The organism is Fluviicola taffensis DSM 16823 (assembly GCF_943372375.1).
Lineage (GTDB): Bacteria > Bacteroidota > Bacteroidia > Flavobacteriales_D > Crocinitomicaceae > Fluviicola > Fluviicola taffensis_A.
In genome coordinates this window covers 66,054-91,659 of the sequence record NZ_CALRYJ010000007.1, presented here as the reverse complement: position 1 = coordinate 91,659, position 25,606 = coordinate 66,054, and the positions used below count along the sequence as shown (strand labels likewise).

23 protein-coding genes and 1 tRNA gene are annotated in these 25,606 nt (G+C 40.8%); 13 read left to right on the top strand and 11 right to left on the bottom strand.

From position 1 onward, the window contains the following. Positions 1-47 precede the first annotated feature (47 nt). From AAG807_RS11460 to AAG807_RS11450, 3 genes are all read left to right on the top strand, one after another. Entirely contained in the window at positions 48-773 is a 726-nt protein-coding gene (locus tag AAG807_RS11460) for a head GIN domain-containing protein (RefSeq protein WP_341903828.1), read from the top strand. Positions 774-858: 85 nt separating this feature from the next. Further along, complete coding sequence (locus tag AAG807_RS11455) at positions 859-3,222, top strand: TonB-dependent receptor (protein ID WP_341903825.1); 2,364 nt, start codon at positions 859-861, stop codon at positions 3,220-3,222. Between the two features lie 177 nt (positions 3,223-3,399). Then, positions 3,400-5,166: an ABC transporter ATP-binding protein gene (locus tag AAG807_RS11450; protein ID WP_341903823.1), complete on the top strand. Its 1,767-nt coding sequence runs from the start codon at positions 3,400-3,402 to the stop codon at positions 5,164-5,166. A 163-nt stretch (positions 5,167-5,329) separates the two neighbouring features. On the opposite strand, the gene AAG807_RS11445 is transcribed toward AAG807_RS11450, so the two are convergent. Continuing rightward, positions 5,330-6,400 carry a nucleotidyltransferase domain-containing protein gene (locus AAG807_RS11445; RefSeq protein ID WP_341903820.1) on the bottom strand — a complete coding sequence of 357 codons (1,071 nt, stop codon included), beginning with the start codon at positions 6,398-6,400 and terminating at the stop codon, positions 5,330-5,332. After that, positions 6,394-7,164 carry a nucleotidyltransferase domain-containing protein gene (locus tag AAG807_RS11440; protein WP_341903818.1) on the bottom strand — a complete coding sequence of 257 codons (771 nt, stop codon included), beginning with the start codon at positions 7,162-7,164 and terminating at the stop codon, positions 6,394-6,396. Before AAG807_RS11440 ends, AAG807_RS11445 begins: the two co-directional genes overlap by 7 nt. A gap of 182 nt (positions 7,165-7,346) precedes the next feature. On the opposite strand from AAG807_RS11440, the gene AAG807_RS11435 reads away from it, so the two are divergent. Both AAG807_RS11435 and AAG807_RS11430 read left to right on the top strand, forming a co-directional pair. After that, a complete protein-coding gene (locus AAG807_RS11435; protein WP_341903815.1) occupies positions 7,347-8,252 on the top strand; it encodes a J domain-containing protein in 906 nt (301 codons plus the stop codon). Positions 8,253-8,254: 2 nt separating this feature from the next. Beyond that, positions 8,255-8,536, top strand: coding sequence for a chaperone modulator CbpM (locus AAG807_RS11430; protein ID WP_341903813.1), 282 nt, complete (start codon positions 8,255-8,257; stop codon positions 8,534-8,536). Between the two features lie 60 nt (positions 8,537-8,596). On the opposite strand, the gene AAG807_RS11425 is transcribed toward AAG807_RS11430, so the two are convergent. Beyond that, positions 8,597-8,683: transfer RNA gene (locus tag AAG807_RS11425), tRNA-Ser, on the bottom strand. A 120-nt stretch (positions 8,684-8,803) separates the two neighbouring features. Here AAG807_RS11425 and AAG807_RS11420 point away from each other — a divergent pair. Beyond that, positions 8,804-9,208, top strand: coding sequence for a hypothetical protein (locus tag AAG807_RS11420; RefSeq protein WP_341903811.1), 405 nt, complete (start codon positions 8,804-8,806; stop codon positions 9,206-9,208). A 203-nt stretch (positions 9,209-9,411) separates the two neighbouring features. Then, positions 9,412-10,134, top strand: a complete 723-nt coding sequence (locus AAG807_RS11415; protein WP_341903808.1) for a YoaK family protein — start codon at positions 9,412-9,414, stop codon at positions 10,132-10,134. Positions 10,135-10,233: 99 nt separating this feature from the next. Here AAG807_RS11415 and AAG807_RS11410 read toward each other — a convergent pair whose 3' ends face one another. Both AAG807_RS11410 and AAG807_RS11405 read right to left on the bottom strand, forming a co-directional pair. Next, positions 10,234-11,262, bottom strand: coding sequence for a type I asparaginase (locus AAG807_RS11410; RefSeq protein ID WP_341903807.1), 1,029 nt, complete (start codon positions 11,260-11,262; stop codon positions 10,234-10,236). A gap of 66 nt (positions 11,263-11,328) precedes the next feature. Beyond that, entirely contained in the window at positions 11,329-12,492 is a 1,164-nt protein-coding gene (locus AAG807_RS11405; RefSeq protein WP_341903805.1) for a transglutaminase domain-containing protein, read from the bottom strand. 176 nt (positions 12,493-12,668) lie between these two features. Here AAG807_RS11405 and AAG807_RS11400 point away from each other — a divergent pair, with 176 nt between their 5' ends. Next, positions 12,669-12,941, top strand: coding sequence for a helix-turn-helix transcriptional regulator (locus AAG807_RS11400; protein ID WP_341903803.1), 273 nt, complete (start codon positions 12,669-12,671; stop codon positions 12,939-12,941). Continuing rightward, positions 12,941-14,167, top strand: coding sequence for a type II toxin-antitoxin system HipA family toxin (locus AAG807_RS11395; protein WP_341903801.1), 1,227 nt, complete (start codon positions 12,941-12,943; stop codon positions 14,165-14,167). Before AAG807_RS11400 ends, AAG807_RS11395 begins: the two co-directional genes overlap by 1 nt. Here the strand turns inward: AAG807_RS11395 and AAG807_RS11390 are convergent, their stop codons facing one another. Further along, positions 14,168-14,935 carry a TatD family hydrolase gene (locus AAG807_RS11390; RefSeq protein WP_341903799.1) on the bottom strand — a complete coding sequence of 256 codons (768 nt, stop codon included), beginning with the start codon at positions 14,933-14,935 and terminating at the stop codon, positions 14,168-14,170. It abuts the gene before it with no gap. A gap of 85 nt (positions 14,936-15,020) precedes the next feature. After that, on the bottom strand, positions 15,021-15,437 hold the full coding sequence (locus AAG807_RS11385; protein ID WP_341903796.1) for a BrxA/BrxB family bacilliredoxin: 417 nt from the start codon (positions 15,435-15,437) through the stop codon (positions 15,021-15,023). Positions 15,438-15,676: 239 nt separating this feature from the next. Between AAG807_RS11385 and AAG807_RS11380 the strand changes: the two genes are divergently transcribed. From AAG807_RS11380 to AAG807_RS11370, 3 genes are all read left to right on the top strand, one after another. Further along, positions 15,677-15,856 carry a hypothetical protein gene (locus AAG807_RS11380; RefSeq protein ID WP_341903794.1) on the top strand — a complete coding sequence of 60 codons (180 nt, stop codon included), beginning with the start codon at positions 15,677-15,679 and terminating at the stop codon, positions 15,854-15,856. A gap of 98 nt (positions 15,857-15,954) precedes the next feature. Further along, complete coding sequence (locus tag AAG807_RS11375; RefSeq protein ID WP_341903792.1) at positions 15,955-16,632, top strand: 2-C-methyl-D-erythritol 4-phosphate cytidylyltransferase; 678 nt, start codon at positions 15,955-15,957, stop codon at positions 16,630-16,632. Positions 16,633-16,803: 171 nt separating this feature from the next. After that, complete coding sequence (locus tag AAG807_RS11370) at positions 16,804-20,754, top strand: choice-of-anchor I family protein (RefSeq protein ID WP_341903789.1); 3,951 nt, start codon at positions 16,804-16,806, stop codon at positions 20,752-20,754. Positions 20,755-20,886: 132 nt separating this feature from the next. On the opposite strand, the gene AAG807_RS11365 is transcribed toward AAG807_RS11370, so the two are convergent. From AAG807_RS11365 to AAG807_RS11350, 4 genes are all read right to left on the bottom strand, one after another. After that, entirely contained in the window at positions 20,887-21,801 is a 915-nt protein-coding gene (locus AAG807_RS11365; RefSeq protein WP_341903787.1) for a cation diffusion facilitator family transporter, read from the bottom strand. 131 nt (positions 21,802-21,932) lie between these two features. Further along, positions 21,933-23,015 carry an acyl-CoA desaturase gene (locus tag AAG807_RS11360; protein ID WP_341903784.1) on the bottom strand — a complete coding sequence of 361 codons (1,083 nt, stop codon included), beginning with the start codon at positions 23,013-23,015 and terminating at the stop codon, positions 21,933-21,935. Positions 23,016-23,145: 130 nt separating this feature from the next. Beyond that, positions 23,146-23,709, bottom strand: coding sequence for an aminoacyl-tRNA hydrolase (gene pth, locus AAG807_RS11355; RefSeq protein ID WP_341903782.1), 564 nt, complete (start codon positions 23,707-23,709; stop codon positions 23,146-23,148). 22 nt (positions 23,710-23,731) lie between these two features. Next, positions 23,732-24,694, bottom strand: coding sequence for a hypothetical protein (locus AAG807_RS11350; protein WP_341903780.1), 963 nt, complete (start codon positions 24,692-24,694; stop codon positions 23,732-23,734). Between the two features lie 94 nt (positions 24,695-24,788). On the opposite strand from AAG807_RS11350, the gene kdsB reads away from it, so the two are divergent. Continuing rightward, positions 24,789-25,523, top strand: a complete 735-nt coding sequence (gene kdsB, locus AAG807_RS11345) for a 3-deoxy-manno-octulosonate cytidylyltransferase (RefSeq protein WP_341903778.1) — start codon at positions 24,789-24,791, stop codon at positions 25,521-25,523. Positions 25,524-25,606 lie beyond the last annotated feature (83 nt).

Below are 25,606 nucleotides of genomic sequence, written 5' to 3'. Positions count from 1 at the left end.
ACCTTCCTTCAGTTGTCATAGAGATAACTAACAAAATAAAAGTCTTTATGAAAAATTTAAAATGGATGATCCTGGTGGTTTTGGTTCTGGCAGTTTCAATTACATCTTGTAAAAAACACCTGTTTAATTCAATTAAGGGAAAAGGAGCAACTGTTACCGAAACACGTAATTTGAGTGGTTTTGATAAAATTTCATTGTCTATCAATGCAGACGTAACTTATACGCAGGACTCGGTTTATTTCGTAGAGATTTCGGCACAGCAAAATGTATTGGATGTGATTACAACTGAAATCGAGGGAGGAGAATTGAAGATTGATTCCCGTAAATGGATTCGCAAGCACAATGGAATTAAAATCATTATCCATTCCCCTGATCTACGTAAAATTGATTTGGATGGAAGCGGGAATTTTGAATCTACAGGAATGCTTACAACTACCGGTCTCGAATTGGAAATAAGTGGTTCTGGCGATATCCGGATTACCGGTCTCACGGCAGGCAATTTGGATGCCGACATCAGCGGTTCAGGGAACATCTCCATTTCTGGCGGAGCGGTAACCAATGAAGAAGCGGAAATAAGCGGATCCGGAGACATTGAAATGGACAATTTGACTGCGAACATTTCAAAAGTGAAGATCAGTGGGTCAGGATCTGTTTCCGTTTGGGTCTTAAATCAGTTAAATGCGACCATTTCCGGAAGCGGTGATATCAAATACAGGGGGAATCCTGCTGTGAATACAACCATCAGTGGTTCGGGGTCGGTAATCCACATATAAAAATTCAGGAACCTCTTGGGCAGGCGATTAATCGCGCGCATACGGGTGATGACCAAAGGATTCATAATTACAAAAAATAAAAATCATGTTTCAAAAAACATTAACGAAATTCTTCGTATCAGGATTGCTATGCCTTATTGTCAATACCTGTTTCTCCCAAACACAAACGGTTCGAGGCACAGTTGTCGACAATATTTCCCAGTCTTCCATTCCGGGAGCGGTCATTCAAATAACCGGATTAGATTCTGTTATTCATGCCGTAACAGACGAGAACGGTCGGTTCAACCTGTCGCGTGTTCCGGTGGGAAGCAGAACCATTGAAATCACTGCTTTCGATTACAAACCGGTTGTGATGCAGAATGTCACGGTGAATGCCGGAAAAGAATTGGTTCTCACTATCAACATGGAAGAAGACCTAAAAAAAATAAATGAAGTGGTGATTACTGCCAAAACAGATAAAAACAAACCCTTGAACGAACTTTCCACTGTCAGTACCCGAACGTTTTCCGTGGAAGAGACACAGAAGTTCGCAGCTGCGGTCAACGACCCGGCTCGCATGGCAACCTCTTTTGCAGGCGTGGTAGTTGCGGGTGACGGTAACAATCATATTTCGATTCGTGGAAATTCACCAAACGGTCTTTTGTGGCGCATGGAAGGTGTGGAAATTCCGAACCCGAACCATTTTTCGAATGTGGGAACTGCCGGCGGCGGAATCTCTATTTTAAGTGCACAGCTTTTGAGTAATTCAGACTTTTCGACCGGGGCTTTTGCCGCAGAATATGGAAATGCACTTTCCGGTGTATTCGACCTGCGTTTGAGAAAGGGGAATAATGAAAAGCGGGAATACACCGTTCAACTCGGAATTCTGGGAATGGATGTGGCTGCCGAAGGTCCGTTCAAAAAAGGATATGAAGGGTCATACCTCATTAATTACCGCTATTCGACATTAAACATACTCGGAAAAATAGGGATTCCGATTGGAGATGCAAATACCAATTTCCAGGACCTGTCATTCAATTTTTATCTCCCGACCAGGAAGCTGGGGAAGTTCACCCTATTTGGTTTTGGTGGATTGAGCTACCAGACAACCACTGCAGAAAAGGATTCTGTGCGCTGGCAGGAAGACGATTTTCTCCGGTTAAATACCAATTTTTACAGTAATACCGGAGCGGTCGGAGTTACCAATACCAAACTTTTCAAAAACAAATCATACTTAAAAACGGCTTTGGTATTTTCCGGAACTGAAAATGGCTATAAACAGGACAGATTGGGGCTTGATTATTCTTCCCTTACGCGCGAATACGAGCAGCGATTTGTGCAGAACAAACTGACACTTTCAAGTACATACACTCAAAAGATAAACGCAAAAAACAACATCCGAACCGGGTTTATCCTGAACCATCTTGGCTATAGCTTAAAACAAAGCGACATGGGCGACTCAACCGTTCTATTGGAACAGATCAATGAGAAAGGCGGAACTGAAACCATGCAAGTGTTTTTTCAATGGAATACCCACATCACTGAAAAGCTGACAGCGAATGTCGGAGTTCATTACTTTCAGCTATTCCTGAACAACAGTAATTCGCTTGAACCACGGGCATCCATGCGTTATGACATTCATCCGAAACACCATCTTACTCTGGGTTATGGTTTGCACAGCCAGCTGCAGCCAATAGGTGTTTACTTTGTGGAGAATACGGACAATGGAGTAAGGACGCTTCCGAACCGGGATTTGAAGCTGAGCAAAGCACATCATGCTGTTTTCGGCTATGATTTTGTCCTGAACGAACACGAACACATCAAAACGGAAGTGTATTACCAGCATTTATTTGGTATCCCTATCAGTAAAGATCCCACAAGTACCTATTCGATCTTAAATTCTACGGATGGTTTTCCCTCTGAATCACTCAGTAATTCGGGACTTGGGAGAAATTATGGTGTGGAATTGACTTATGAGCGGTTCCTGTTCAAAAATCTCTATTATTTACTGTCTGCTTCACTTTATGAATCCAAATACAAAGGGGCTGATGGAGCTTGGTATGATACACGGTTCAATACCAATTACGCTACTTCCTTAACTATTGGGAAAGAATGGAATTTGAAAAACAAGGAAAAGAAGCGAACCATTGGTTGCAATATTAAATCCATATACGTCGGAGGCTTCCGTTATACACCGATAGATCTGAACGCATCAATCGCAGCCGGCGAAACAAAATACGTCACAGCGCAAACCTATCAAAAAAGAATGCCCGATTATTACAGATTGGATATCCGCTTAAGTCTGAAACGCAACTACAAACGGATTACTAGTACCGTTGCGCTTGACATTCAGAATACAACGAATCGGAAAAATGTCGGAGGGCAATATTTCAATGACAAAACCGGAGAAGTAAAGTACTGGTACCAAACATCGTTGATCCCGATATTGAGCTATCGTTTGGAGTTCTGATAAGTTTTTTTTTCGATACGAGACCTATACCGGGCAGGGACAATTATAAAGTGTCCCTGCCCTATTGTTTCCCAACTTTTTATTACTTTTGCATCTCCTGTTGAAATAACAATTCAGACGCCAAATTTTTTCAATAAACATTCATTCTTCAGGAAAAAACATCAATTTTAGATTTCTATGAAAATACTCGTATCCTATTTAAAACGTTACAAGGTACTCGTTTTCCTTTCCATGATACTAGCCAGTATCAACATGATTTTCTCCTTATTAGATCCTTACATCTTCGGGAGACTTCTAGATAAATATGCCTTACACAAAGAAAGATTCACTCAAAATGAATTTCTGATTGGAGTTGGTTCTCTAATCGCTCTGGCAATTGGTGCTGCAATGGTCAGCCGCATTGCAAAAGCATTCCAGGATTATACTGTGAATCTCGTTATTCAGAAAGTGGGTGCAGATATTTATACCGATGGGTTGAAACACACCCTTCAGGTTCCATTCAGTGAATTCGAAGACAAGCGAAGTGGTGAAACATTAAACATTCTGCAAAAAGTTCGGGGCGACAATGAGAAGTTCATCATGAATTTTGTAAATATCCTGTTTACTTCTTTGGTCGGTTTGGTCTTTGTAATCGTCTACGCTTCAAGCGTTCATCCCGGATTGATCCCCGTTTATCTTGGATCTGCATTGCTTCTAAGTTTCATTACCAATAAACTATCCAAACGCATTAAGAAAGTACAAACCACCATTGTGAAGGAAACCAATCAATTGGCAGGAAGTACGACGGAAAGTTTGCGCAATATCGAGTTAGTAAAGAGTTTAGGATTGGCAACACAAGAGACAGAACGTCTGAACGATACAACACGTAAAATTCTGTTATTGGAATTGAAAAAGGTGCGTCAAATCCGAAGTATTTCTTTCATACAGGGAACTTTTGTGAATTTCATGCGCCAATCCATCATGTTCTTCCTGATGTATCTCGTATTCGGAGATGTCTTGTCACCCGGGCAGATCATTTCATTGAATTTCTATTCCTTCTTTGTTTTCGGACCTTTACAGGAAGTTGGAAACGTGATTATCTCCTACCGTGAAGCAGAAGCATCTTTGAACAACTTTGAGCAAATCATCAATACTCCTATTGAGGAAAAACCAGTAAGTCCAACCAAATTGAATGCGATTGAAAAATTGGCTTTCCAAAATGTAGGATTCCGTCACAAAACTGCTTCTTACGACGCTTTAAGTAACATTTCATTTGAAGTAAATAAAGGAGAAACCATCGCTTTCGTCGGCCCAAGTGGATCCGGTAAAAGTACCTTGGTGAAATTATTGGTTGGTTTGTACAGTGCTCCAAACGGTGATATTACCTATAACGGAGTCAGCAGTAAAGAAATCGACAAAGAAGAATTGCAGCAGCAACTAGGATTTGTAACACAAGACACCCAGTTGTTCTCCGGAACGATCAGAGAAAACTTGTTGTTCGTGAAACCGGATGCAACGGAGGAAGATATCACTGAAGCATTGCGCAAAGCATCTTGTACCAACCTCATCGCGCGCAGCGAAAACGGATTGGATACCGTGATCGGAGAAGGTGGAATGAAATTGAGTGGTGGTGAAAAACAACGTTTGTCGATTGCAAGAGCATTGTTACGTCAACCGAGATTGATGGTTTTCGACGAAGCAACCTCGGCTTTGGATTCCTTGACGGAAGAAGCGATTTCGAACACCATCCGTGAGATTACGGACAAAAAAGAGCACATTACGGTTCTGATCGCACACCGTTTGTCGACTATCATGCATGCGGACCGTATTTTCGTTTTAGAAAAGGGAGTCATTATCGAAACCGGAAAACACAGCGAATTGTTAGACGAAAAAGGCTTGTACTATGCGATGTGGAGACAACAAATCGGTGAAAGACGGGATGATGTGATCTTAGCGGCAAATTAACAACTGCAGGAATCTTTTAAAAGACCAACATTTTTTATTTCCCACAAATGTAAATTTTTAGGGCGCTTACCAGTAGCCCTAACTCTTGAACGAGAAAATTTATATAGTCGTATTAATTTGAATATACACAGTAGGGGCGCGATTAATCGCGCCCCTACTGTTTTTAAAATGAATAATATTTATCGCGCACCTCAACTAGCAACTCTTCCAATCTATCCAAATTTGGTTCTTGCGGAAGTGTACTTTTTTCAAACAGGGATTCAATTAATTCTACCTTTTCTTCAGCCTTGAGAAGTAAATCTTCGTATTCAAATTTCCCTTCCCGGATATTCATTAAGAAATCACGATCAGTTCTGCGTACAAAGATTTTTCCTTCTTTGGCAATTTCTTCAGCCATATGAAGTAATCTAAAAGTATGCATCATGTTTTTTGCATCGTAATTTTTACCGTGAGAAACTGTACTTTGATAACGGCTTTCATTGCGTTTTTCAATCCATTCCCAATATTGCGCATATTCTTTACAATGAATCGAATAGGCATCTTTATTGAAACTCATCAGGCTCAACGGTTGAATTCCCTTTGGAATAGAACTAAGCAATACATCATTTGAATCTGTCCCCGAATAAATCCCCTTCAAAGAGATCTCATTGACCTGAGAATTGTGGAACAAAGCATACACATCTCTCATATGAGGAATTTTCACCAAGCCACAATCGGTTTCATTCAAATTCCTTGTACCAAGCCACTGTGTTAATGGAATCACATTCATTCCATCAATTACGAAACAGAAATCTGGAATTTCCTTTCTTACAGTCTCTATAGGATTGCTGATTTTCTTGTTTAAACCACGTGCTTTCTTTATTTGGGATTGTGCATAACCGGCAAAAGTTTGACAACACAATTTGGATAAAAATTCGGAAGCATCCAATGATTCAATCAACGGGTGTTTATATAAAACGGAATCTGACGGAGTTGCCAATAATTCGAGGATCGTGGGATTGTTTTTCCCTAGCAGGTCAACGAATTTCCTCCACTCATAATAAACAATATCATTCGTTTCATTGGCAACCTGATCTTGGAAATCAGAACCATAGAATTCCTTTTTGGGAGAGAGAAATATCCCCTTGTAGTCTGTGTCAGATTGAGGCGTATCCAATCCATAAGCACGGCTTCCACTGATACATTTAAGCAGTAAATACTGATTCTCCTCGTGTAAAGTGTGAATACTCAGCATTCCTTTTCTCCCAACAATTGTAAAAACAAAGTGTCCAAATCAATTCGCTTTTCTACACGAGCTTTTAACGAATTTGCTTCCTGTTCGGCTCTCGTAAACTGTTCTTCGATAAAGCCATTCAATTGAGATTCTTTTGGATGAATATAACTTTCATTCTTTCCTGATTTCAATTGAATCAATTCTTCGATATGTTTTTTAAGCGAATCGTCTATTTCCAATTCTTCCAACATTTTTTGGAACACAATCGGTGGAGTTGTTCCTTTATCCAAAATCCACTTACAGGCAAATGCAGCGCGCAAAGCATAGAACAGTTTTTTAAGTTTTATCTGTTCTTCGTCTTTGATATCATCAAAACTATTCTTACCCATATGTAAGTAATGGTAAATCGTAGCAATCGGGGAAAAGCATAAATCAGCAACCGGCCGAATTAATTCCAAAAATCCGGGTTCTGCATAATACACAATCGGTGATTGTAATCTTTCCAAAAGTGCCCCATTCGATTTCCACAAAAGGCGCAAACACTTGCGAATATCCCAACCGGTAATGTCTAAATCACCATCATTCAGCATGGTTTCAATACTGTCTTTTTTCTCAGAAATACTCAAGTACCAATTGCGTTCGTGTTTATAAATTAAACGAACATCATAGTCACTATCCGGTGAGGGGAATCCCCAAGCCCGCGAGCCAGTTTCACATGCAAAAAGAACTTTGATGTTTTTCTCCTGTTCAATTTTTGCAATGGTTTCGATGATTGTAGATCTCATAAATCAGATTAAAAATCAAAGATGCAAATAGTTTTGGAGATTTAAGACTCCATCAGATTCAGGACATAAAAGTTAAAATGCTTTGCACAGTTTTTTGCGGTTTCTCCGGTGATTTATATCATCTTTTCCGGCTTGCATCCTACTGCCAGAATCCGTAACTTAACTCCATAAGGCTAACTCGTATGGACTACATTGATTATTACAAAATTTTAGGCGTCGACAAGCATGCAACTGCGGACGAAATCAAAAAAGCGTATCGGAAATTAGCCCGCAAGCATCATCCCGATCTGAACCCGAACAACGCGGAAGCTGGAAAACTTTTTCAGCAGATTAATGAGGCAAATGAAGTCTTGAGTGATCCTGAAAGCAGAAAGAAATACGATCAGTATGGAAAAGACTGGAAGCATGCGGAGCAATTCGAACAAGCCAAAAAGCAGCAAAGATCATCCGGTGGATCCCAACAAGGCAATCCATTCGGAGGAGGCGAATACTTTTCAGGTGATGATGGCGACTACTCCGATTTCTTTTCATCGATGTTCGGTAATCGCGGGGGAAGCAGACAGGCAAAATTCAAAGGTCAGGACTTTCGTGCATCCGTTCAGTTGAATCTCACCGATGCTTACAAAACCCAGAAGCAAACCTTTACAGTCAATGGAAAGAACATCCGCATCACCGTACCCGCTGGAATTGAAAACGGTCAGGAGATAAAATTGACCGGACACGGTGCTCCCGGTGCAAACGGCGGACCTAACGGGGATTTGTATATCACCTTTGAAATAAAAAACGACACTGCATTTACCCGTAAGGGAAATGATCTGTATGCAACTGTTCCCCTGGATCTCTATAAATCGCTGTTGGGTGGAGAAGAAATCATTGATACACTGGCCGGAAAAGTGAAGATGCCCGTAGCTCCTGAGACTCAAAACGGCACGAAAGTCCGATTGAAAGGAAAAGGATTCCCGGTGTATAAAAAGGACGGTGAATTCGGTGATCTGTATGTGACTTACCAGATTCGGATACCAACAGGTCTGACAGCGAAGGAAAAGGAATTGGTCGAACAACTTTCGAAAGAACGTAAAAACAACTGAACATGGAAACAGCAAATAAGATATCCATTGAACAATGTTGCGTTTATTACAACATTGAAACTTCATTCGTGTACAAGTTGGATGAACATGGCTTAATTGAGTTGATCCGCTCCGAGGAAGCGGTTTTTATCACCTTCGAACAACTCTCCGATCTCGAAAAATATAGGCACCTGCATTACGAACTGGAGATCAACCTGGAAGGTTTGGAAACCATCAAACATCTGTTAGACCAGGTTCATGAGCTTCAGAAAGAAGTGAACAAGTTGAAGGGGGAAGTGGGGTGAAATCCCAAGCGCTATAAAAGCAAAAATCCCAGACTTTGTGAAGCCTGGGATCAATTCTTGCAGAGAGGAAGAGATTCGAACTCTCGATACAGTTACCCGTATACTACCTTTCCAGGGTAGCTCCTTCAACCACTCGGACACCTCTCTATGGTTATTTCGAATATCAAAAAAAGTTGAGTTTCTTTGATCTTCTATTTAGTGGAGTGCAAAAATACACTTTTTCCTGAATAAATAATTTGTATTTGCTTTAAATCCTAAATTTGAGGTATGAGAATTTTAATCTTTATTCTTTTTATACTTGGATGTGTACTAACCGGAATCATGACTGGGTGGAATATTCAATTGATTAAAGCGTTCACATGGAGTCCGGAAAGAACCGCATCATCAACCTGGTTTTTAGACCTCTCTTTTTTCTTATGTGCAGTACTTTTTTTCGTCCCACCTATTTTAGTTTTCTTTAAATCGAGGTTGGCAGGAATCACTGCTTTCATCCTAACATTGATATTATCCATCTGGCAATTAGGATTAATTCAATCTATTGCATTTATGTTTGTATACGGAACAATTGATCTTACTAATTTATTCTATCTGTTTTGTCTTCTGATGTACTTCTTTGTTCTAATAGTATCAGGAATTATGACTTTCGGTGGATTGAAAGACAAGATTGACTAGTAAGCCATCTATTTTTAAACCGTCTGCTCCCCGCAAACATATCTCTGCAAAATTTGATGGTAAAATACAAATAGACATCCATCTATTTACCCAATTACACCGCACTTCTACCTTTATTCTCTGAATTATTCCGATTTCAAACACACACTGAATAATCAAAGATCTTAATCCGTACATTCGAATCTCACAAATGAAGAGATTACATGTTTATTCATCAGGGTAAAACAAGGACAGCAAAACACAACCTGCAAATTGCATCCTTGCTGTCTTTTGTCGCTGGTATTGTCAATGTCGCCGGTTTTTTAGCAGTTGCCAAACTAACTACCAATGTGACAGGGCACTTTGCTTTTTTTGTAGATGAAGTTTTCAAATTGAAATTTTGGGAAGGCTTCATTTACTTTTTATACATCTTCTTCTTTTTCCTGGGTTCCTTTTCTTCCAGTTTTCTGGTGGAAGTCATTTCCAGGAAAAATGAAAACTATGTCTACATTATTCCTACGTCCATAGAATGCTTGATATTGATATTGATCGCTGTATTTGGGGGAGGTTTAGTCATTGAGAATCCAAATCTCATCGCCTTCAGCCTGCTTTTTGCAATGGGTTTACAAAATTCTCTGGTTACCCGAATTTCCAATGCGACGGTAAGAACAACACATCTCACAGGACTTTTTACAGACTTGGGAATAGAACTCTCTCAATTGTTTTTCTACCGGGAAGATGAAACGCGGAAAAAATTGATCACTTCGGTTAAATTGCGCTTAACCATCATCAGTTTCTTTTTTATCGGCGGGATCATCGGTGGAATTTTCTATTCAGGAATTGGTTTGCATGTTTTGTTGATCGGCTCAGCGTCATTGATCCTTGGGATTATTTACGACAATATCAAGTTGAAGATCAACTTGCTCCGGAAGAAATACCGGCATTAATAGTTAAAAAAGGGTGAATCGTTTTGTTAAAGGATTACAGCTTCGAAATGGAGTGAAATCTACTTTCCAATACACATAGACATCCATCTATTTGCCCAGCTATACCGTCACTTCCCCGCAAATCGATTGCTGCAAAATTTCTTTTGCCGCCTCCACATTCCCGGCACTTTTGCCCAAAGCATACATCATTTTAGTCACTGCTGCTTCGGTTGTCAGATCAAAGCCGGAAAGCACTCCATTCTTCTCAAAGAAGGAACTCGTTTCGTATTTCCCTTGCTCCACTCTTCCGGTGGAACATTGCGTGATATTCAGTACGATTCCTCCTGCCTGCAGGTAATTCAATAACAAGGAATGGAATTGCTTATCGGAAGGGGCATTTCCGGAACCGTAAGTTTCCAGGATGATCGCCTTGGTTTTTTGGGCGTCGAAAAGGGACTCGTAAATGTTCCAATTGATCCCGGGAAAGAATTTAATCAAAGCTACCGAAGAATCGAAAGCGGTAAATAACTCGAGTTCTTTGGAAGACGCAAATGTTCCGCCTGTGTAATCGATATGAACTCCTGCAACAGCCAAGGGGCGCAAATTCGGTGAGCGGAATGCCTCAAAGGAAGAGGCAGACACTTTGGAGGTACGGTTTCCGCGATACAGGGAATATTCAAAATAAATCGCCACTTCCTGAATGCGGGAAGTTCCGTCGTCATTTTTGGCTGCGGCAATTTCAATGGCAGTAACCAGGTTCTCTTTCCCGTCTGTCCGGATCGTTCCGATGGGTAATTGAGATCCTGTGAAAATCACCGGTTTCGTCAACCCTTGCAACATGAAACTCAAAGCAGATGCCGAAAAAGCCATCGTATCCGAACCGTGAAGAATCACAAATCCGTCAAAGTCATTGTATTTCGCGAACACCAATTCCGCCATTTCTTTCCACCAAAGCGGGTTCATTTCTGAAGAATCGATAGGATGGGGAAAAGCATGGGTAGTCAGCTGCACATTCAAACGCGCCAACTCGGGAATATGTTTGTATACATCACCAAAGTCAAAGGCAGTCAGGGAACCCGTTAATGGATCATTCACCATTCCAATCGTTCCTCCTGTATAAATAACCAGTACTTGTGGCGTTGTCTTCATGCGCATCTAATTGTGTGCGACAAAGTTCACTGAAAATACCGAAAAAGCAAGTTTCAGGGAAGAACTTTATTCCGTTGCTTTGGGATTGGCAAGCTTTGGTGCTTTCCAAAACGTCTCCGGGTTATTGGTTATATAATTTGTCACGGTGCAATTCACTTCCTTGTTCAAGTAGTCTTGCTTCTGTGGAGTCTGATTGATTCCATCAAGCGGCAACAATTGAATGTAAGCCGTATTCTTCCCCGGAAGTTTTGTTTCGTAATCGTATTGACTTGAAACCGGGCATTCGAGACGATACAGGTTCTTTGCCATGTAATTGTGGATGTAATCCTCCAACCAGACAAATTGTTCATTATTCCAATTCGCGTCCGGGTTCACAATGAGGGTCCGACCGTCAATCAATCGTTGTCTCACCTCTTCAATGCTTAAGAGCATTCCCTTTTCATCCATTACGTATGCGTTATTGGTCGGATCCATATAAACCCATTTTCCCAGCCATTCCGAATAAACCATGTTGATCACATGACAATCGTCAAACTCCAATTCTTTGGGCATGCAAGTCACATAGCGCGATTTGAAACCCATGGCCAGGTAGCATTCATTGAGTGAAATTGCCAATCCCCGACAGTTCAATCCCCGCGAACCGTCACTGCACGCTTTGATGAGTTCATCCGCATTCTTGATCTCAGGATTCCCATGCTGACCATCGTGTCTCACCAGGTTGTGGATCCAATGCATCAGGTTGATGATTTGATTAAAATCGCCTGCATCTCCTGCAATGGAATCAAGGTTGTATTTTTTTCGCAGTGCCTGCAAATGTGCATTACTCAAATCCTGGTAAGTGAATTCGGGTACGGCTCTCAAATCGGAAGGATTGTATTTAGCTGCTCTCTTTAGTGTGTCTCTGTAATCAGGAACCTCTTCATACCGAACACGGGTCCAGCACGTGTCCTTGTGTTGGTAGATCACCAGGAAATCACGAACCGGATGTTTTTTGTCAACCTTGATGTAAATGGAATCCACATCTGTAATAAATTGGATCTTTTCATCCCAGACTACTGTGCTATCCGGTTTTAAATGCGGCGCAATGCTCCATGTATGCTTGGTTAATGGAGAATCACTGGGGAACTTCATCGGAAAGGACTTCACATTCGTATGAAGTACCTGTAGTTTTTTCTGAGCAAAGGAGGAAATTCCTGTAAGAAGGATGGTAAGGAGTAAAATTGAGCGCATAAAAATGGTTTAGATTCCGAATATAATGCGTTTCAATTAAATTGGTTACTGAGGATGAAACAAATTTACCGCATTTTGAGTAGTTGCTTCATAACAGCTTTAAATATCATTAATTTGACATTATAATATCAAATTAAGCCAAAAATTACATATATTTGATATTATAGTATCCTTTTATGAATTACGGAGTAGAAAAAACACCCAAAGAAATGATGTTATTGCTTGGCGAAAGAGTTCGGACATTACGCAAAGAACAGAAAATGAGCAGGCAGGATTTAGCAGATCGTTCAGGAGTTCCCGCTCCTACCTTACGTAAATTCGAACAAACAGGAATTATTTCATTAGAAAGTTTACTTAAATTGACTAAAACATTGGGAAGATTGGAAGAATTTGTCTCATTACTCCAACTCAACGACCTGGAAAGTAAACGCTATTTATTTGATGATTGATGGAAAGCAAGAAAAAATTGGATGTGTTTATCAAATTTTCGGGAAAGGAAATTCCAGTCGGGCAACTAGTGCAGGACGGAAAAAACACTCTATTTAAATATCGCTCAGAGTATTTAAATAATGGATTCAACATTTCTCCTAAAAAGCTCCTGTTCAACGATTCCATTCAAACAACATCCACTTTTCCTTTTCAGGGGCTATTCGGTGTTTTTGCAGATTCCCTTCCGGATGCTTGGGGGAACTTGCTTCTGCGGCGGTGGCTGAGTTCAAAACAATTACTTCCCGCACAATTGAATTCCCTGGATCGTCTTTCATTGGTGGGTGAAAACGGACCGGGAGCCTTGATATATAAACCTTGCGAAGAGTATCAAAGTTCGAATGATGCCGTTGATTTGGATCATCTGAATCATCAGGTAGAAGAAATTATCAGTGGGGAAAGTGAAGAAATTATCGATGAATTGTTTCAAAAAGGAGGAAGTCCTGGTGGTGCCAGACCAAAAATCTATGCCGGTTTTAACTCAGAAACAAACGAATTGATTTATGGAAGCAACAAGCTTCCGGAAGGGTTTGCCCACTGGATAGTGAAATTTGCTGCAACCGTTGATTCAGCAGATATTGCCAATTCCGAAATGGCTTACCATCAAATGGCTATTGCTGCCGGAATACAGATGTCCGAATCCAAATTGCTTTTGGGAAAATCAGGAAAAAAATACTTTACAACCAAACGTTTTGACAGATACCAGAACAATCGGTTACATCTAATCTCTGCTGCAGGAATGTTTCACGACGATTACGAGCACAGTCAATTGGATTATGGGGCATTGATCCATGAAACAAATTGGCTCATCAACGACTATCGGGCAACCGAGCAGCAATTCCGTAGAGCTGTCTTCAATGTTTTTGCTCATAACAGAGATGACCATTCTAAGAACTTTGCTTTCTTGATGGATGAAAAAGGAAATTGGTCATTGGCTCCTGCATTCGACCTAACTTTCTCATATTCTTCTCATGGAATGCATAGTACGACATGTGCAGGAAATGGTATCAATCCCGGAACAAAAGAATTAATGAGTTTGGCAGAGCATTTTTCTATACGAAACGGTGAGAAAATTATTCAAGAAGTAAAATCAGTTATTGAAGAATGGGAATATTTTGCCAATAAATCTGCTGTCACATCAGATACCACCAAAAGTATTTCCAATCGATTGAAGGAAATCAATCGTTAGCTAATTATGAAACAAATTTACCGCATTGTGAGTAGTTGCATCCTGAAGTTTACTCAAAGGTAAATCTAAAATCTCAGCAATCTTTTCAGCTGTATGAATAACATACGCACTTTCATTTCTTTTGCCACGGAAAGGAGTTGGCGCCAAATATGGAGCATCGGTTTCCAATAATAGTTTTTCCAGTGGAATGTGTTTCAATATTTCAGGTAGATCCGATTTCTTGTAGGTCACCACTCCACCGATTCCAAAAAGAAAGCCTTTGTAATCCAAGATCTTCTTGACGTCTTGTTCGTTTCCTGTGAAACAATGGAAGATTCCGCGCAAACGTTCGTCGTTTTCCTGATCAAGCACTTCGTAGATTTCCGGAAAGGAATCGCGCGCATGGATCACGATTGGAATTTGAAGTTCTTTTGCCCAATTGATCTGAGTTCTGAAAGCTTCCTTTTGTTCCGCAACGAATGTCTTATCCCAATACAGGTCAATCCCGATTTCCCCGATAGCTACATAGGGTCTTTTTTCGAGTAAGAGTCTCATTTTTGCCAGCACCAATTCCCAGTTTGCATCAACGGAACAGGGATGAAGTCCCATCATTGCAAAGCAATTCTCCGGAAACTGTTGCTCCAAAGCATGCATTCCTTCCACCGAATCCAGATCGATATTCGGCATATACATGCGCTCAACTCCCGCAGCAATTGCGCGGCGAATCATTTCCGTGCGATCTTCATTGAATTGTTCGGAGTAAAGATGGGTGTGGGTGTCTATATACATAAGATTGCTTCGCTATTAGACGAAAGACAAAAGACCAGAGACAAAATCTGTCTTTGGTCTTCAGTCTGATGTCTTTAAGTCTTAATTAACAAAATTCGTCGTAAGCTGCTTCTAAGTTCTCAGCGATCATAGCTGCAGTAACTCCTTCGATATTGTGTCTTTCTAAGAAATGAACCAATTTTCCGTCCTTGAACAAAGCCACGGATGGCGAAGACGGAGGGAATGGTAAGAAATACTTACGTGCTTGTTGTGTAGCTTCAGAATCCACACCTGCAAAAACAGTTAGCAAATGATCCGGTTTCTTTCCTGCTATCTCCAAAGATTTTTTTACCCCTGGTCTTAAGTTTCCTGCTGCACATCCGCAAACAGAGTTGACAACTACCAAGGCAACACCTTTGCTAGTTGGAATGGTTGCATCTACTTCTGATGCTGATACGAGTTGTTGAAAGCCCACACGTGTAAGGTCTTCCTTCATTGGTTGTACGAGTTCTGGTGGGTACATAATCTTAAATTTTATACTGCAAAGTTACAGTTTCTATCCCTTTGATTGTTCAAATAGGGGAATTGATTTATGAAATATTTGGACTTTTTGTATAGTGATAATCCAAGAAAGTCCTCCCCCTCCATCCCCCTCCAAAGGGGGAAGCAAATAATAATCACGAAAAATTGAATTTTTTTCACTGAAATCCGCACTTATCAACAAATTATTTATTTACTTTGTCACAATTAAAAAGAGAACAGATGAATGGTTTTTGGTTGACACTCGGAAAAATCCTAAATGGTGCATGGTTTTATGACAACATTGGTGATATCTTTAATTATTCAGTTATCGTTCTTGGATTCATTGGATTGTTTTACTGGTTGAACTGGCAACGCAAATTCAATAATCAGGCTGAAAAAGATCCGAATCAATTGAAATAATTGGTGATTTTACTATATTTAAAAGGTCTTCGTTTGGAGACCTTTTTTTGTATGGACGCGAAGCTTCGCGTCCCGACTTTCTTCCTATCTTTAAAGCTATGCTGACATTCATTATTACTGCCGGAGGAATTGGAAAACGAATGGGAGGTTCCATCCCAAAACAATTTCTGTTATTGAATGACAAACCCATCCTGATGCATACCATCGAACGGATTCATGCATTCGACACCGCCGCAGAATTGATTGTCACCCTTCCTGTTGATTACCTCAAAGATTGGGAGGAAATGTGTCAGAAATATGATTTTCTTATCAAACACGAAGTTGTTTCAGGGGGTGAAGAACGATTTGACTCCATCAAAAATGCATTGGAAAAAGCAAGCGGCGATTGGATTGCTGTTCACGATGGTGTCCGCCCTTTTGTAAGTAAATCCGTTTTAAATCAATTGCTTCTTGAGGTTAAAAGTCACCGTGCAGTGATTCCAACTATTCCGGTAAAAGAATCACTTCGACTTGTGGAAGGTGAAAATAGTGCCGCTGTACCCAGAAATCATTATCAAATTGTTCAAACTCCACAAGTATTTGAATCCAAGTTGATTAAAAAAGCTTACGAGCAAAAATATGCCACTGCCTTTACAGACGATGCAAGTGTTGTGGAAGCAATTGGCGCTCGAATTCATTTGGTTTCCGGAAATGAAGAAAATATAAAGATTACCAATCCGATTGATTTAAGTATTGCCGGATTGATTTTAAAGGATTGGGGCGCTAAATCGGATTAGTATTAATGCGAAGTGAATTTGATTTAACCAAATTGTTTTCGAATCAGTTCTTTTCTTCATTCAAATTTTAACTGGTTTACAATTACACAACCCAATCTTACCAAAAAAGTCATTCAACCCCCTATTTCTGATTACATGCTGAACGGAACTTTGTCGAAAGTTTATACAGCAATGAAAAAAACGTTACTATTTATCGGGACGGTTTTAATGAGCATCTCCAGTTTTGCTCAAAACCCGGGACTCGTAATCTCAGAATTCTACATCAATCCGCCTTCAAGTGACAATAATCTTGAATGGGTGGAATTGAAGGCCACGAAAAACATCGATTTTTCCCTTACTCCTTATACTGTGGTTGTTAACAACAATGGAACCGCAACCGCTAACGGGTGGATTGCCGGAGGAACCATTAGCTACGGCTTCCAAATCAGTACCGGAACGGTTACTGCAGGTGATGTGGTGTTTGTTGGAGGAAACGGAATGGTCGTAACCGGAACAAAAATCAGAATCATTGATGTAACCACAACTCCGGGAGACGGATTTGGAAACGCGGGAGGAACAGCAGGTGTTTTTGGTAACGGAGGTGGAAACGCTGACGGAATTGCAGTATTCAACGTTCCGGCAGCAAGCATTACCAACTCTACCGTACCAGTAGATGCTGTTTTCTATGGAACAGCTATCGGAAGTGCATTTGTAACAACTACAACGGGATATGAACTCCCGGTAAACGATTTGTACTCCGGAGGAAAATTGCAAACCACCAGCTTCGTTACGGGTGACCCGGGAGCTTCTACCGGAAAAGCAACAGGTACTTATAACACGCTAACCAATTCCTGGTCTACAGGTCGTACATGGACAACACAAACTTTTGTAGACGATAATGCAAGTAGTATTTCCTTGTCAACCGCTCCTCCTGCAGCAGGAACAGCAAGTATTGCACTCAACACGCAAACCGTAACTGAAAGCGCAGGAACGGCAACTGTAAACGTTAGCTTTGCAAGCGCCAATGCTTCTCCTGCAAAGGTGATTGTTGAAACATCCGTTTATTCCAACGCAACTCCTGTATCAGATTACTCCTGGACAAACGATACATTAACCATTCCTGCCAATAGCAACGGAATATTCCCATTCACAATCAACATTCTGGAAGATCTGATTGCGGAACGTACAGAACGCATTATTGTAAAATTGCGTAGTGTTTCCAATGCAACCATCGCTGCAGCCAACTTCCAGATCATTTACCTGAAAGACAACGATTACCAAGCTCCAACTCCAAACAACGAATTGAGTCTGAACTTGCTTTCAAGCTTTTCTAATGGTCCGGAAGGACCAACTTCAAATTCTGCTGAAATCGTAGCTTTTGATCCGACGACGGATAAATTATACATTGCAAACTCTATTGGTAAAAAAGTAGATATTGTAGATTTTTCGAATCCTGCAACTCCAATCTTGCTTAACTCAATTTCAGTTGTATCCTATGGAAATATCAATTCCTTAACGGTTCACAATGGGGTAGTTGCTTGTGCGATTGAAAACACAGATCCGCAAATGAACGGGAGTATTGTTTTCCTGGACCAGAATGGAGTCTTGATTTCACAAGTTCCGGTTGGTGCCATGCCCGACATGATTACATTCAACAATGATTATACGAAAGTATTGGTTGCTTGTGAAGGAGAACCGAAGTCAGATTATACGGTTGATCCGGAAGGTTCTGTCGGAATCATTGACATTACAGGTGGTTATCCAACTTTAACAGCTGCAAACGTAACCATGGTGAATTTCCAATCATTTAATGGGCAAGAAGCAGCTTTGCGTTCTCAGGGAATCCGCATATTCGGACCAGGAAGTTCAGCGGCACAGGATTTCGAACCGGAATACATTACACTTTCAGAAGATAACTCAACAGCTTATGTATCCTTACAGGAAAACAATGCAATGGCTGTAATCAATATCGCTGCCGGAACGGTGAGTGCAATTCGTCCGTTAGGAACAATGAACTACGCAAACGGAAACAACGGATTGGATGCTTCCGATCAAACTGCAGGTGTCTTCATTAGTTCTGTTCCTGTTAAAGGAATGTTCATGCCGGATGCTTTAGCGCATGCTACTATTGGCGGAGCAGAATACATTTTCTCAGCAAACGAAGGAGACGCACGCGAATACACTGCCATCACAGAAGTGGCACGTTTGTCTGCTACTTCATTGGACGCTTCCATTCCCGATCAAAACATCTTGAAAAACAACCAATTCCTGGGTCGTATCAATGTAACAAACGCAAGTGGTGACACAGATAACGATGGAGATATCGATGATATCCACGTTTTCGGAACACGTTCATTCTCTATCTGGAATGCCCAGACAGGAGCTTTGGTTTTCGATTCAAAAGACCTGATCGAGCAAATCACTGCAAATCACCCGACTTTGAGTGGTCTTTTCAATGCTAGTAATTCTTCGGGAACTGCAGTTTCAAAAAACCGTTCGGATGATAAAGGTCCGGAACCGGAAGGTGTTGCTACGGCAATTATCAATGGAAATCACTACTTATTCGTTTCTTTGGAACGTGTTGGTGGTGTGATGCTGTTCAATGTGGATGTACCAAGTGCCCCGGTTTATGTTGGATATTATAATAATCGCACAGTTGGAGCAAACAGTGGTCCGGATCGTGGAGCTGAAGGAATTATCATCATCAAGAAAGAGGATTCGCCAACAGGACATGATATCGTAATCTTGGCAAATGAGATTAGTTCTACTCTTTCCATTTTTGACATCAATACTTGTGTCGATTTAGCAGGAGCTACTATCACCGTTCCAACAGATTCCATTTGTGCAGGTGATCAAGTTACCCTAACAATTCCCGGAAATGCTCAAAGCACTGTTCAATGGTTGAAAGATGATCAGATCATTTCAGGAGAAACAGGAAACTCTTTGGATGTAACATTGGCTGGAAATTACCGCGTTTATATTTCAAATACAACTCTTGCTTGTGCGGATACAACTCTTGCCGAAGCAATTCATATCCTGGCTTTACCAAGTATTGCAGCCGGATCGGACGTAACCGTTTGTTCAGGTGACACGGTGAATCTATCAGGAACATCTTCTGCAACTGTTACATGGAACAACAGTGTACAGGACGGAGTGGATTTCTTCCCGACTGCAACCATGGATTACATTGCAACAGCCACTGATGCATACGGATGTGAAGATTCGGATACATTGACTGTACTGGTAAATACCCTTCCAACTGTGAATGCAGGTTCTGATCAAACGGTTTGTACCGGAACTTCAATTACATTCACAGCAAGCGGTGCTCCCAATCTTGCCTGGAACAATGGAATCACAAACGGAACTGCATTCAATGCAACGACAGCTGGTTCTTACATTGTAACAGGAACGGACGCTTTTGGTTGTGTCGACATGGATACACTTACTTTGACATTGAATGCGCTTCCAACAGTAAACGCAGGTTCTAATCAAAGTGTTTGTACCGGAACTTCAATCACATTCACAGCGACAGGTGCTCCCAACCTTGTTTGGAACAATGGAATCACCAACGGAACAGCATTCAATGCAACAATAGCTGGTTCTTACATCGTGACCGGAACAGATGCGAATGGATGTGTTGATCTGGACACACTTACTTTGACCCTATTCGCCTTGCCTTCGATCAACCTGGGTGCTGACATGACGGTATGTGCGAATCATTTCCCGGTTAACTTGAATGGTCCTGGTGGATTTCCTGGTTATAGCTGGAGCAATGGAGCAACAACTCAAAATACAACTGGGGCACAGGCAGGAGCCTACATATTAACCGTTACCAATAACAATGGTTGCATCGATAAAGATACTGTTGTCATCATATCGGACCCATGTTTAGGTTTGGCTGAAAACGATGCGTTTGAATACATCATGTATCCCAATCCGGCTTCAAGTATTGTTTTTGTAGAAACGAACGTCATGAACTCAGAAGCGATTGTTTATTCAGCAAACGGACAAGTATTGTTTACTCAACAAAATACAAGCACAACCTTCACTTTGAATTTGGCTGATTTAGCTGATGGAATCTATTGGGTGAAGGTTCTTTCAACTGAAGGTGCTGTTACCAAGCAATTGATATTAAAGAAATAGAATAACCTACACGCTGCGAAACCCTCTCGAAATCACGGGAGGGTTTTTTGTTTTTATAACCTACTCCAAACTTTACTCCAAACTTAAAAGACGGATAGACATGTGTCTATTAGCCCTGTGAGATATGGCATCTTAGCAAGATCCACCCCTGCAATCTTCTCGTTCCGTTTCCAAAGTTACATGTCGGATATTTTGGTGCTCCAGGAGATGCCGCAACTCGTGTTTGATATCAGCTTCCTGTTCACCTTGCACTGTTTCTTCGAGGACCAAATGAGCGGTCATCGCATTCTCGATAGAGCTCAAAGGCCAGATATGCACATGATGCACTTCTTTCACCCCTTCCACTTTCTGAATGAGTGCAATGACTTCTTCGAAATGAATATCACTTGGAACTCCATCCAGGGATAGACGCAGGCTTTCTTTCATCAATTTCCAGGTACTGAACAAAATGATAGCGGCGATGCCCAAGCTGAAAATACTGTCAAGCCAATACAAATGCGTGTAATAAATGACGATTCCGCCAATAACCAATCCGGCCGAAACCAATGCATCTGCCAGCAAATGCAAGTAGGCACTTTTCACATTGATGTCTTTTTCCTTATTGCGGAGAAAAAAGAGCGCTGTAGAAAAATTGATGACGATTCCAATTCCTGCAATGATTGAAACCGTTAAACCAGGAATTATTTGTGGATGAAACAAGTGATCCACCGCCCCATAAACAATCATACCGATCGTAAGCAGGAGCAGCATGGAATTCAACAGGGCAACCAAAACGGACGTTTTGCGATAACCGTATGTATACCGGTTTGTCGACTTGACTTTCATGAGCTTGAATGCCAAAAGCGAAAGTGCCAATGTCCCTACATCGGATAAATTATGCCCTGCATCGGATAGAACGGAAAGCGAATCGATGGCAATCCCTACAACGGCTTCTATGACCACAAACAGGAGATTGAGAATGATTGCAATTACGAATGCACTGTTGACTTTCGTCAATGCTTCCCGATAGCTATCGGGATCATGATGATGTGCGTGATCGTGTCCCATAATTGACTTACATTATTCATCCTTCTGTATTAAAGTTAAGAAATTCATTGAATTCAGATTGCCCGAAACATCGTATAAAAAGTAAGGGGGCGATTAATCGCCCCCTTACTTTTATTTTCATCCGGAAGAATTTAGGCTCTTCCCAATTGTTTCAGTAATCTCAAATGATTGAAGATCGCCCCACCGAAAGTTCGATGATAATTGTATTGGATACCATATTCCTTGGCTGTCTTCTTCACAATTTTCGAAATCTTCGGATAATGGATATGTGAAATGTCCGGGAACAAATGATGTTCAATCTGATAATTCAATCCGCCAACATACCAAGTCAACAAGGGATTCCAATTCTCAAAATTTGCTGTTGTCATCAATTGATGTTTTGCCCAGGATACATCATCATTCTTTTCTGCATAACCCTCTTTTGTCATGAACTCCGTTTCAGGCATCACGTGTGCTACCTGGAATACAAATGCCAGGATGATCCCACAGATGAAATGCATCACCACAAATCCGATCACTACTTGCCACCAAGTCACATCCATCACCAATAAAGGAATTGCAATGATGTATATGTAGTAGAGCAATTTTGAAAAGATCAACTGGATCATGGCTTTTCGGAATGTCGTATTTTGAGCTTCCAGTAAGCCTTCCTTACTGTAGCGACTCAACTGCATGAAATCCTTGTTAGTCATCCAGGATAAAGTCATCAACCCGTAAAAGAACCAGGCATAATACACCTGAAAACGATGTACCTTCTTATGTGGCATATTTGGAGAAAAACGAAGCAATCCGATTGAATCGATGTCTTCATCCATGTCGTGTACATTTGTAAAACTGTGATGAAGCACATTGTGCTGTATGCGCCAGTTCAAATTGAATCCACCCAGAATCTCCATCGAGAAACTCATGATCTTATTGAGCCATTTGTATTTTGAGAATGCACCATGATTTGCATCATGCATAATGGAAAGTCCGATTCCTGCCATTCCCACACCCATGATCATCGTCATGAAGAACATCAGCCAATGGTTCTCAATTACTCCGAAAACCATTAAAAAATAAGGAAGTAAGAACAGGGAAAACATCAACGGAACTTTTAATAGAATCCGCCAATTACCGTAACGCTTTAGATTGTTTCTTTTCAGATATTCATCTACTTGTTGGGAGAGTTTTTTTGTGAATTCATCACTCCTTGTGAGTCGTATGTATTGCATAATTGTATTCTGCAAATGGTATTTATTTGCACTTACAAATGTATTGATAGTTTCAATTCAAAATTCCCAAAAAACACGAAATCGAAAGATTTAATATTGGAACTTGAGTTAATCTGCTGATTATCAAAATCTATTTACCATTCCAATTTGTCATTGTTAATTGAATTCCTATTGAAGCATAACTTTTCAAAAACTCCGTGGCAACAGCGATACGTTCGCTCAGGGTCTCACGTTCTTCCGTGCTCCATTCGCCCAATACGTAATCCACTTGCTGTCCTTTGTGAAAATCAGCACCTACACCAAAACGCAAACGACAATATTCGGTCGTATTCAATGTTGCCTGAATATCTTTCAGTCCGTTATGTCCACCATCGGAACCTTTCCCTTTCATGCGTAATTTTCCAAAAGGGAGAGCCAAATCATCCGTAACTACCACCAGGTTTTCCCTAGAAATTTTTTCCTGTTGCAGGTAATAGTTCACCGCCTTACCGGAAAGATTCATGTAAGTGGTCGGTTTCACTAAAATCAGAGTTCTTCCCTTGAATTTTACTTCTGCCACTTCAGCCGTTTTTTGCAAGGAAAAAGTTCCTCCCAATTCCTTTGCCAACGCTTCAACTACTTTGAAACCGATGTTATGGCGTGTTTCTTCGTACTTCGAACCTGGATTTCCTAAACCAACAAATAGATATTTCATAACACAAATATATAAAGGCGTTTCAGTTATTTCGAGTAAAGAGTTTACTACTTACTTTCTTCACTTTCTCCTTGGAGTCTGAAACAATCGCTGTCTGACTGGATTCAACACTTTCCATCCAACCATCGGATAAATGGATCACCAATCGTTCCGTATTCTCAAAATCTATACTCATTTGATCCACGGGAATCTTTCCTTTACTATCAGGGAAAAGTTGATCGAAAAAGAGTTTCATGTACTTTTTTAATTCTTCCTTATCCGGTTTGGAAACCATCGAGAATGTAGCAATGTCTTTTGCCTTGTTAATGGCCGACAAAGTAATTTTCCCGGTTCCCGGAACATTGATATTCGCAAAACACGGAAATTCAAGATCTGTTTCCATCGGTTTATTCAAAACCAGTTCGATTCCATAATAAGCATGAATCGCCAGAATATCGCTCATATAAAGGACTGCAATATTTTCAGGTTTGGAAAATTGGGCGGATAGTGCATCTATCGTTGCTGTCACTTCTTTTGCTTCCTCCGGTTTCCGGGTACTTACCACTTGTTTTTTGAATTCATTACACGTTTTTTGGAAATCCTTTTGCAACTCGATTAAGTTGAGAATTTTTACAAAAGACCCAAACTCATCTGTTTGGTAACGTATAACCGCCGTTGTTTGGATTGAATTCATTATCTCCTGTAACTGCGGCTCCAAACCCTCTCCCGATCCTTTCAAGTATTTCATTGCCAAAATATACGCATGCTCCGTGCTATCAACCACCGTTATTTCCAAATCATAAGTATCCGACGATTTCTTTACAGGTTCTGTTGAACCTGACTTCGTTGTGGTCTTCGAGTTTATGACATGATAGCTCACCTTGTCGCCTTTATTCCAGTATCCGATTGTTGTTACTTTCGTAGAAGATAGTAGGTTTGGCTGATCCTGAGCAACCAATTTTGAAGATAGCGCCAGAATTACAAAAAAGGCGAAAAATTTATTCATCCGGCAAAATTAGTAAAAAGCAGTAGGTGCGAAAAATTTTTCGCACCTACTGCTAACGTTTGTCCTACATTACTTTAACTTTGAAAGAAAAAACATGCGCATTCTCGGCATCATTCCCGCTCGTTACGGTTCTTCCCGCTTTCCCGGAAAACCACTCATCGATTTGAAAGGCAAAACCATGATTCAACGCGTAGCGGAAGGTGCTTCGAAATCTTCCTTGTTAACGGATCTGATCGTTGCCACAGATGATTCACGGATTGTGGATGCGGTGAAAGGTTTTGGTGGAAAGGTAATGATGACGGATTCCAAACATCCTACCGGAACGGACCGCTGTGCAGAAATTGTCAGAAGTCTTTCCGTACAATACGATGTCGTGATCAATATTCAGGGAGATGAACCTTTGGTGGATGCTCGACAATTGGATCAGCTCCTCCAAGCATTCACCGATCCGGATGTTCAAATCGCTACACTTGCATCCAGGAAAATCGAAATGACGGATATTCTCAATCCCAATCGCATCAAAGTGGTGATTGACAAAAATCAAAGCGCACTTTACTTTTCACGGAGTCCGATTCCGAATTTTGCCAATGCAAAGGGGGAACCTCTGGAGATCTATCCTTTTTTAAGACATATCGGATTGTATGCTTACCGGTCGGAAGTATTGCTTCAACTGAGCGAATTGGAAGAAACACAACTGGAGCAAATCGAATCGCTGGAGCAATTGCGCTGGCTTTACAACGGGTATTCCATTCATGTGGTAGAAACGGAAATTGAAACACCAAACATTGATGCTCCTGAAGATGTGGAGAAGGTGTTGAGGCTTTTGTGATTATAATAAACATGTAGGGGCGCGATTAATCGCGCCCCTACATGTTTATTTCTATTTATTACCCATCAGGAATCCGTTGTGAC

Excerpts from the sequence above, each read along its gene's own strand:
- AAG807_RS11460 (WP_341903828.1), top strand. The coding sequence starts at position 48 with ATGAAAAATTTAAAATGGATGATCCTGGTGGTTTTGGTTCTGGCAGTT.
- AAG807_RS11455 (WP_341903825.1), top strand. The coding sequence starts at position 859 with ATGTTTCAAAAAACATTAACGAAATTCTTCGTATCAGGATTGCTATGC.
- AAG807_RS11450 (WP_341903823.1), top strand. The coding sequence starts at position 3,400 with ATGAAAATACTCGTATCCTATTTAAAACGTTACAAGGTACTCGTTTTC.
- AAG807_RS11445 (WP_341903820.1), bottom strand. The coding sequence starts at position 6,400 with ATGCTGAGTATTCACACTTTACACGAGGAGAATCAGTATTTACTGCTT.
- AAG807_RS11440 (WP_341903818.1), bottom strand. The coding sequence starts at position 7,164 with ATGAGATCTACAATCATCGAAACCATTGCAAAAATTGAACAGGAGAAA.
- AAG807_RS11435 (WP_341903815.1), top strand. The coding sequence starts at position 7,347 with ATGGACTACATTGATTATTACAAAATTTTAGGCGTCGACAAGCATGCA.
- AAG807_RS11430 (WP_341903813.1), top strand. The coding sequence starts at position 8,255 with ATGGAAACAGCAAATAAGATATCCATTGAACAATGTTGCGTTTATTAC.
- AAG807_RS11420 (WP_341903811.1), top strand. The coding sequence starts at position 8,804 with ATGAGAATTTTAATCTTTATTCTTTTTATACTTGGATGTGTACTAACC.
- AAG807_RS11415 (WP_341903808.1), top strand. The coding sequence starts at position 9,412 with ATGTTTATTCATCAGGGTAAAACAAGGACAGCAAAACACAACCTGCAA.
- AAG807_RS11410 (WP_341903807.1), bottom strand. The coding sequence starts at position 11,262 with ATGAAGACAACGCCACAAGTACTGGTTATTTATACAGGAGGAACGATT.
- AAG807_RS11405 (WP_341903805.1), bottom strand. The coding sequence starts at position 12,492 with ATGCGCTCAATTTTACTCCTTACCATCCTTCTTACAGGAATTTCCTCC.
- AAG807_RS11400 (WP_341903803.1), top strand. The coding sequence starts at position 12,669 with ATGAATTACGGAGTAGAAAAAACACCCAAAGAAATGATGTTATTGCTT.
- AAG807_RS11395 (WP_341903801.1), top strand. The coding sequence starts at position 12,941 with ATGGAAAGCAAGAAAAAATTGGATGTGTTTATCAAATTTTCGGGAAAG.
- AAG807_RS11390 (WP_341903799.1), bottom strand. The coding sequence starts at position 14,935 with ATGTATATAGACACCCACACCCATCTTTACTCCGAACAATTCAATGAA.
- AAG807_RS11385 (WP_341903796.1), bottom strand. The coding sequence starts at position 15,437 with ATGTACCCACCAGAACTCGTACAACCAATGAAGGAAGACCTTACACGT.
- AAG807_RS11380 (WP_341903794.1), top strand. The coding sequence starts at position 15,677 with ATGAATGGTTTTTGGTTGACACTCGGAAAAATCCTAAATGGTGCATGG.
- AAG807_RS11375 (WP_341903792.1), top strand. The coding sequence starts at position 15,955 with ATGCTGACATTCATTATTACTGCCGGAGGAATTGGAAAACGAATGGGA.
- AAG807_RS11370 (WP_341903789.1), top strand. The coding sequence starts at position 16,804 with ATGAAAAAAACGTTACTATTTATCGGGACGGTTTTAATGAGCATCTCC.
- AAG807_RS11365 (WP_341903787.1), bottom strand. The coding sequence starts at position 21,801 with ATGGGACACGATCACGCACATCATCATGATCCCGATAGCTATCGGGAA.
- AAG807_RS11360 (WP_341903784.1), bottom strand. The coding sequence starts at position 23,015 with ATGCAATACATACGACTCACAAGGAGTGATGAATTCACAAAAAAACTC.
- pth (WP_341903782.1), bottom strand. The coding sequence starts at position 23,709 with ATGAAATATCTATTTGTTGGTTTAGGAAATCCAGGTTCGAAGTACGAA.
- AAG807_RS11350 (WP_341903780.1), bottom strand. The coding sequence starts at position 24,694 with ATGAATAAATTTTTCGCCTTTTTTGTAATTCTGGCGCTATCTTCAAAA.
- kdsB (WP_341903778.1), top strand. The coding sequence starts at position 24,789 with ATGCGCATTCTCGGCATCATTCCCGCTCGTTACGGTTCTTCCCGCTTT.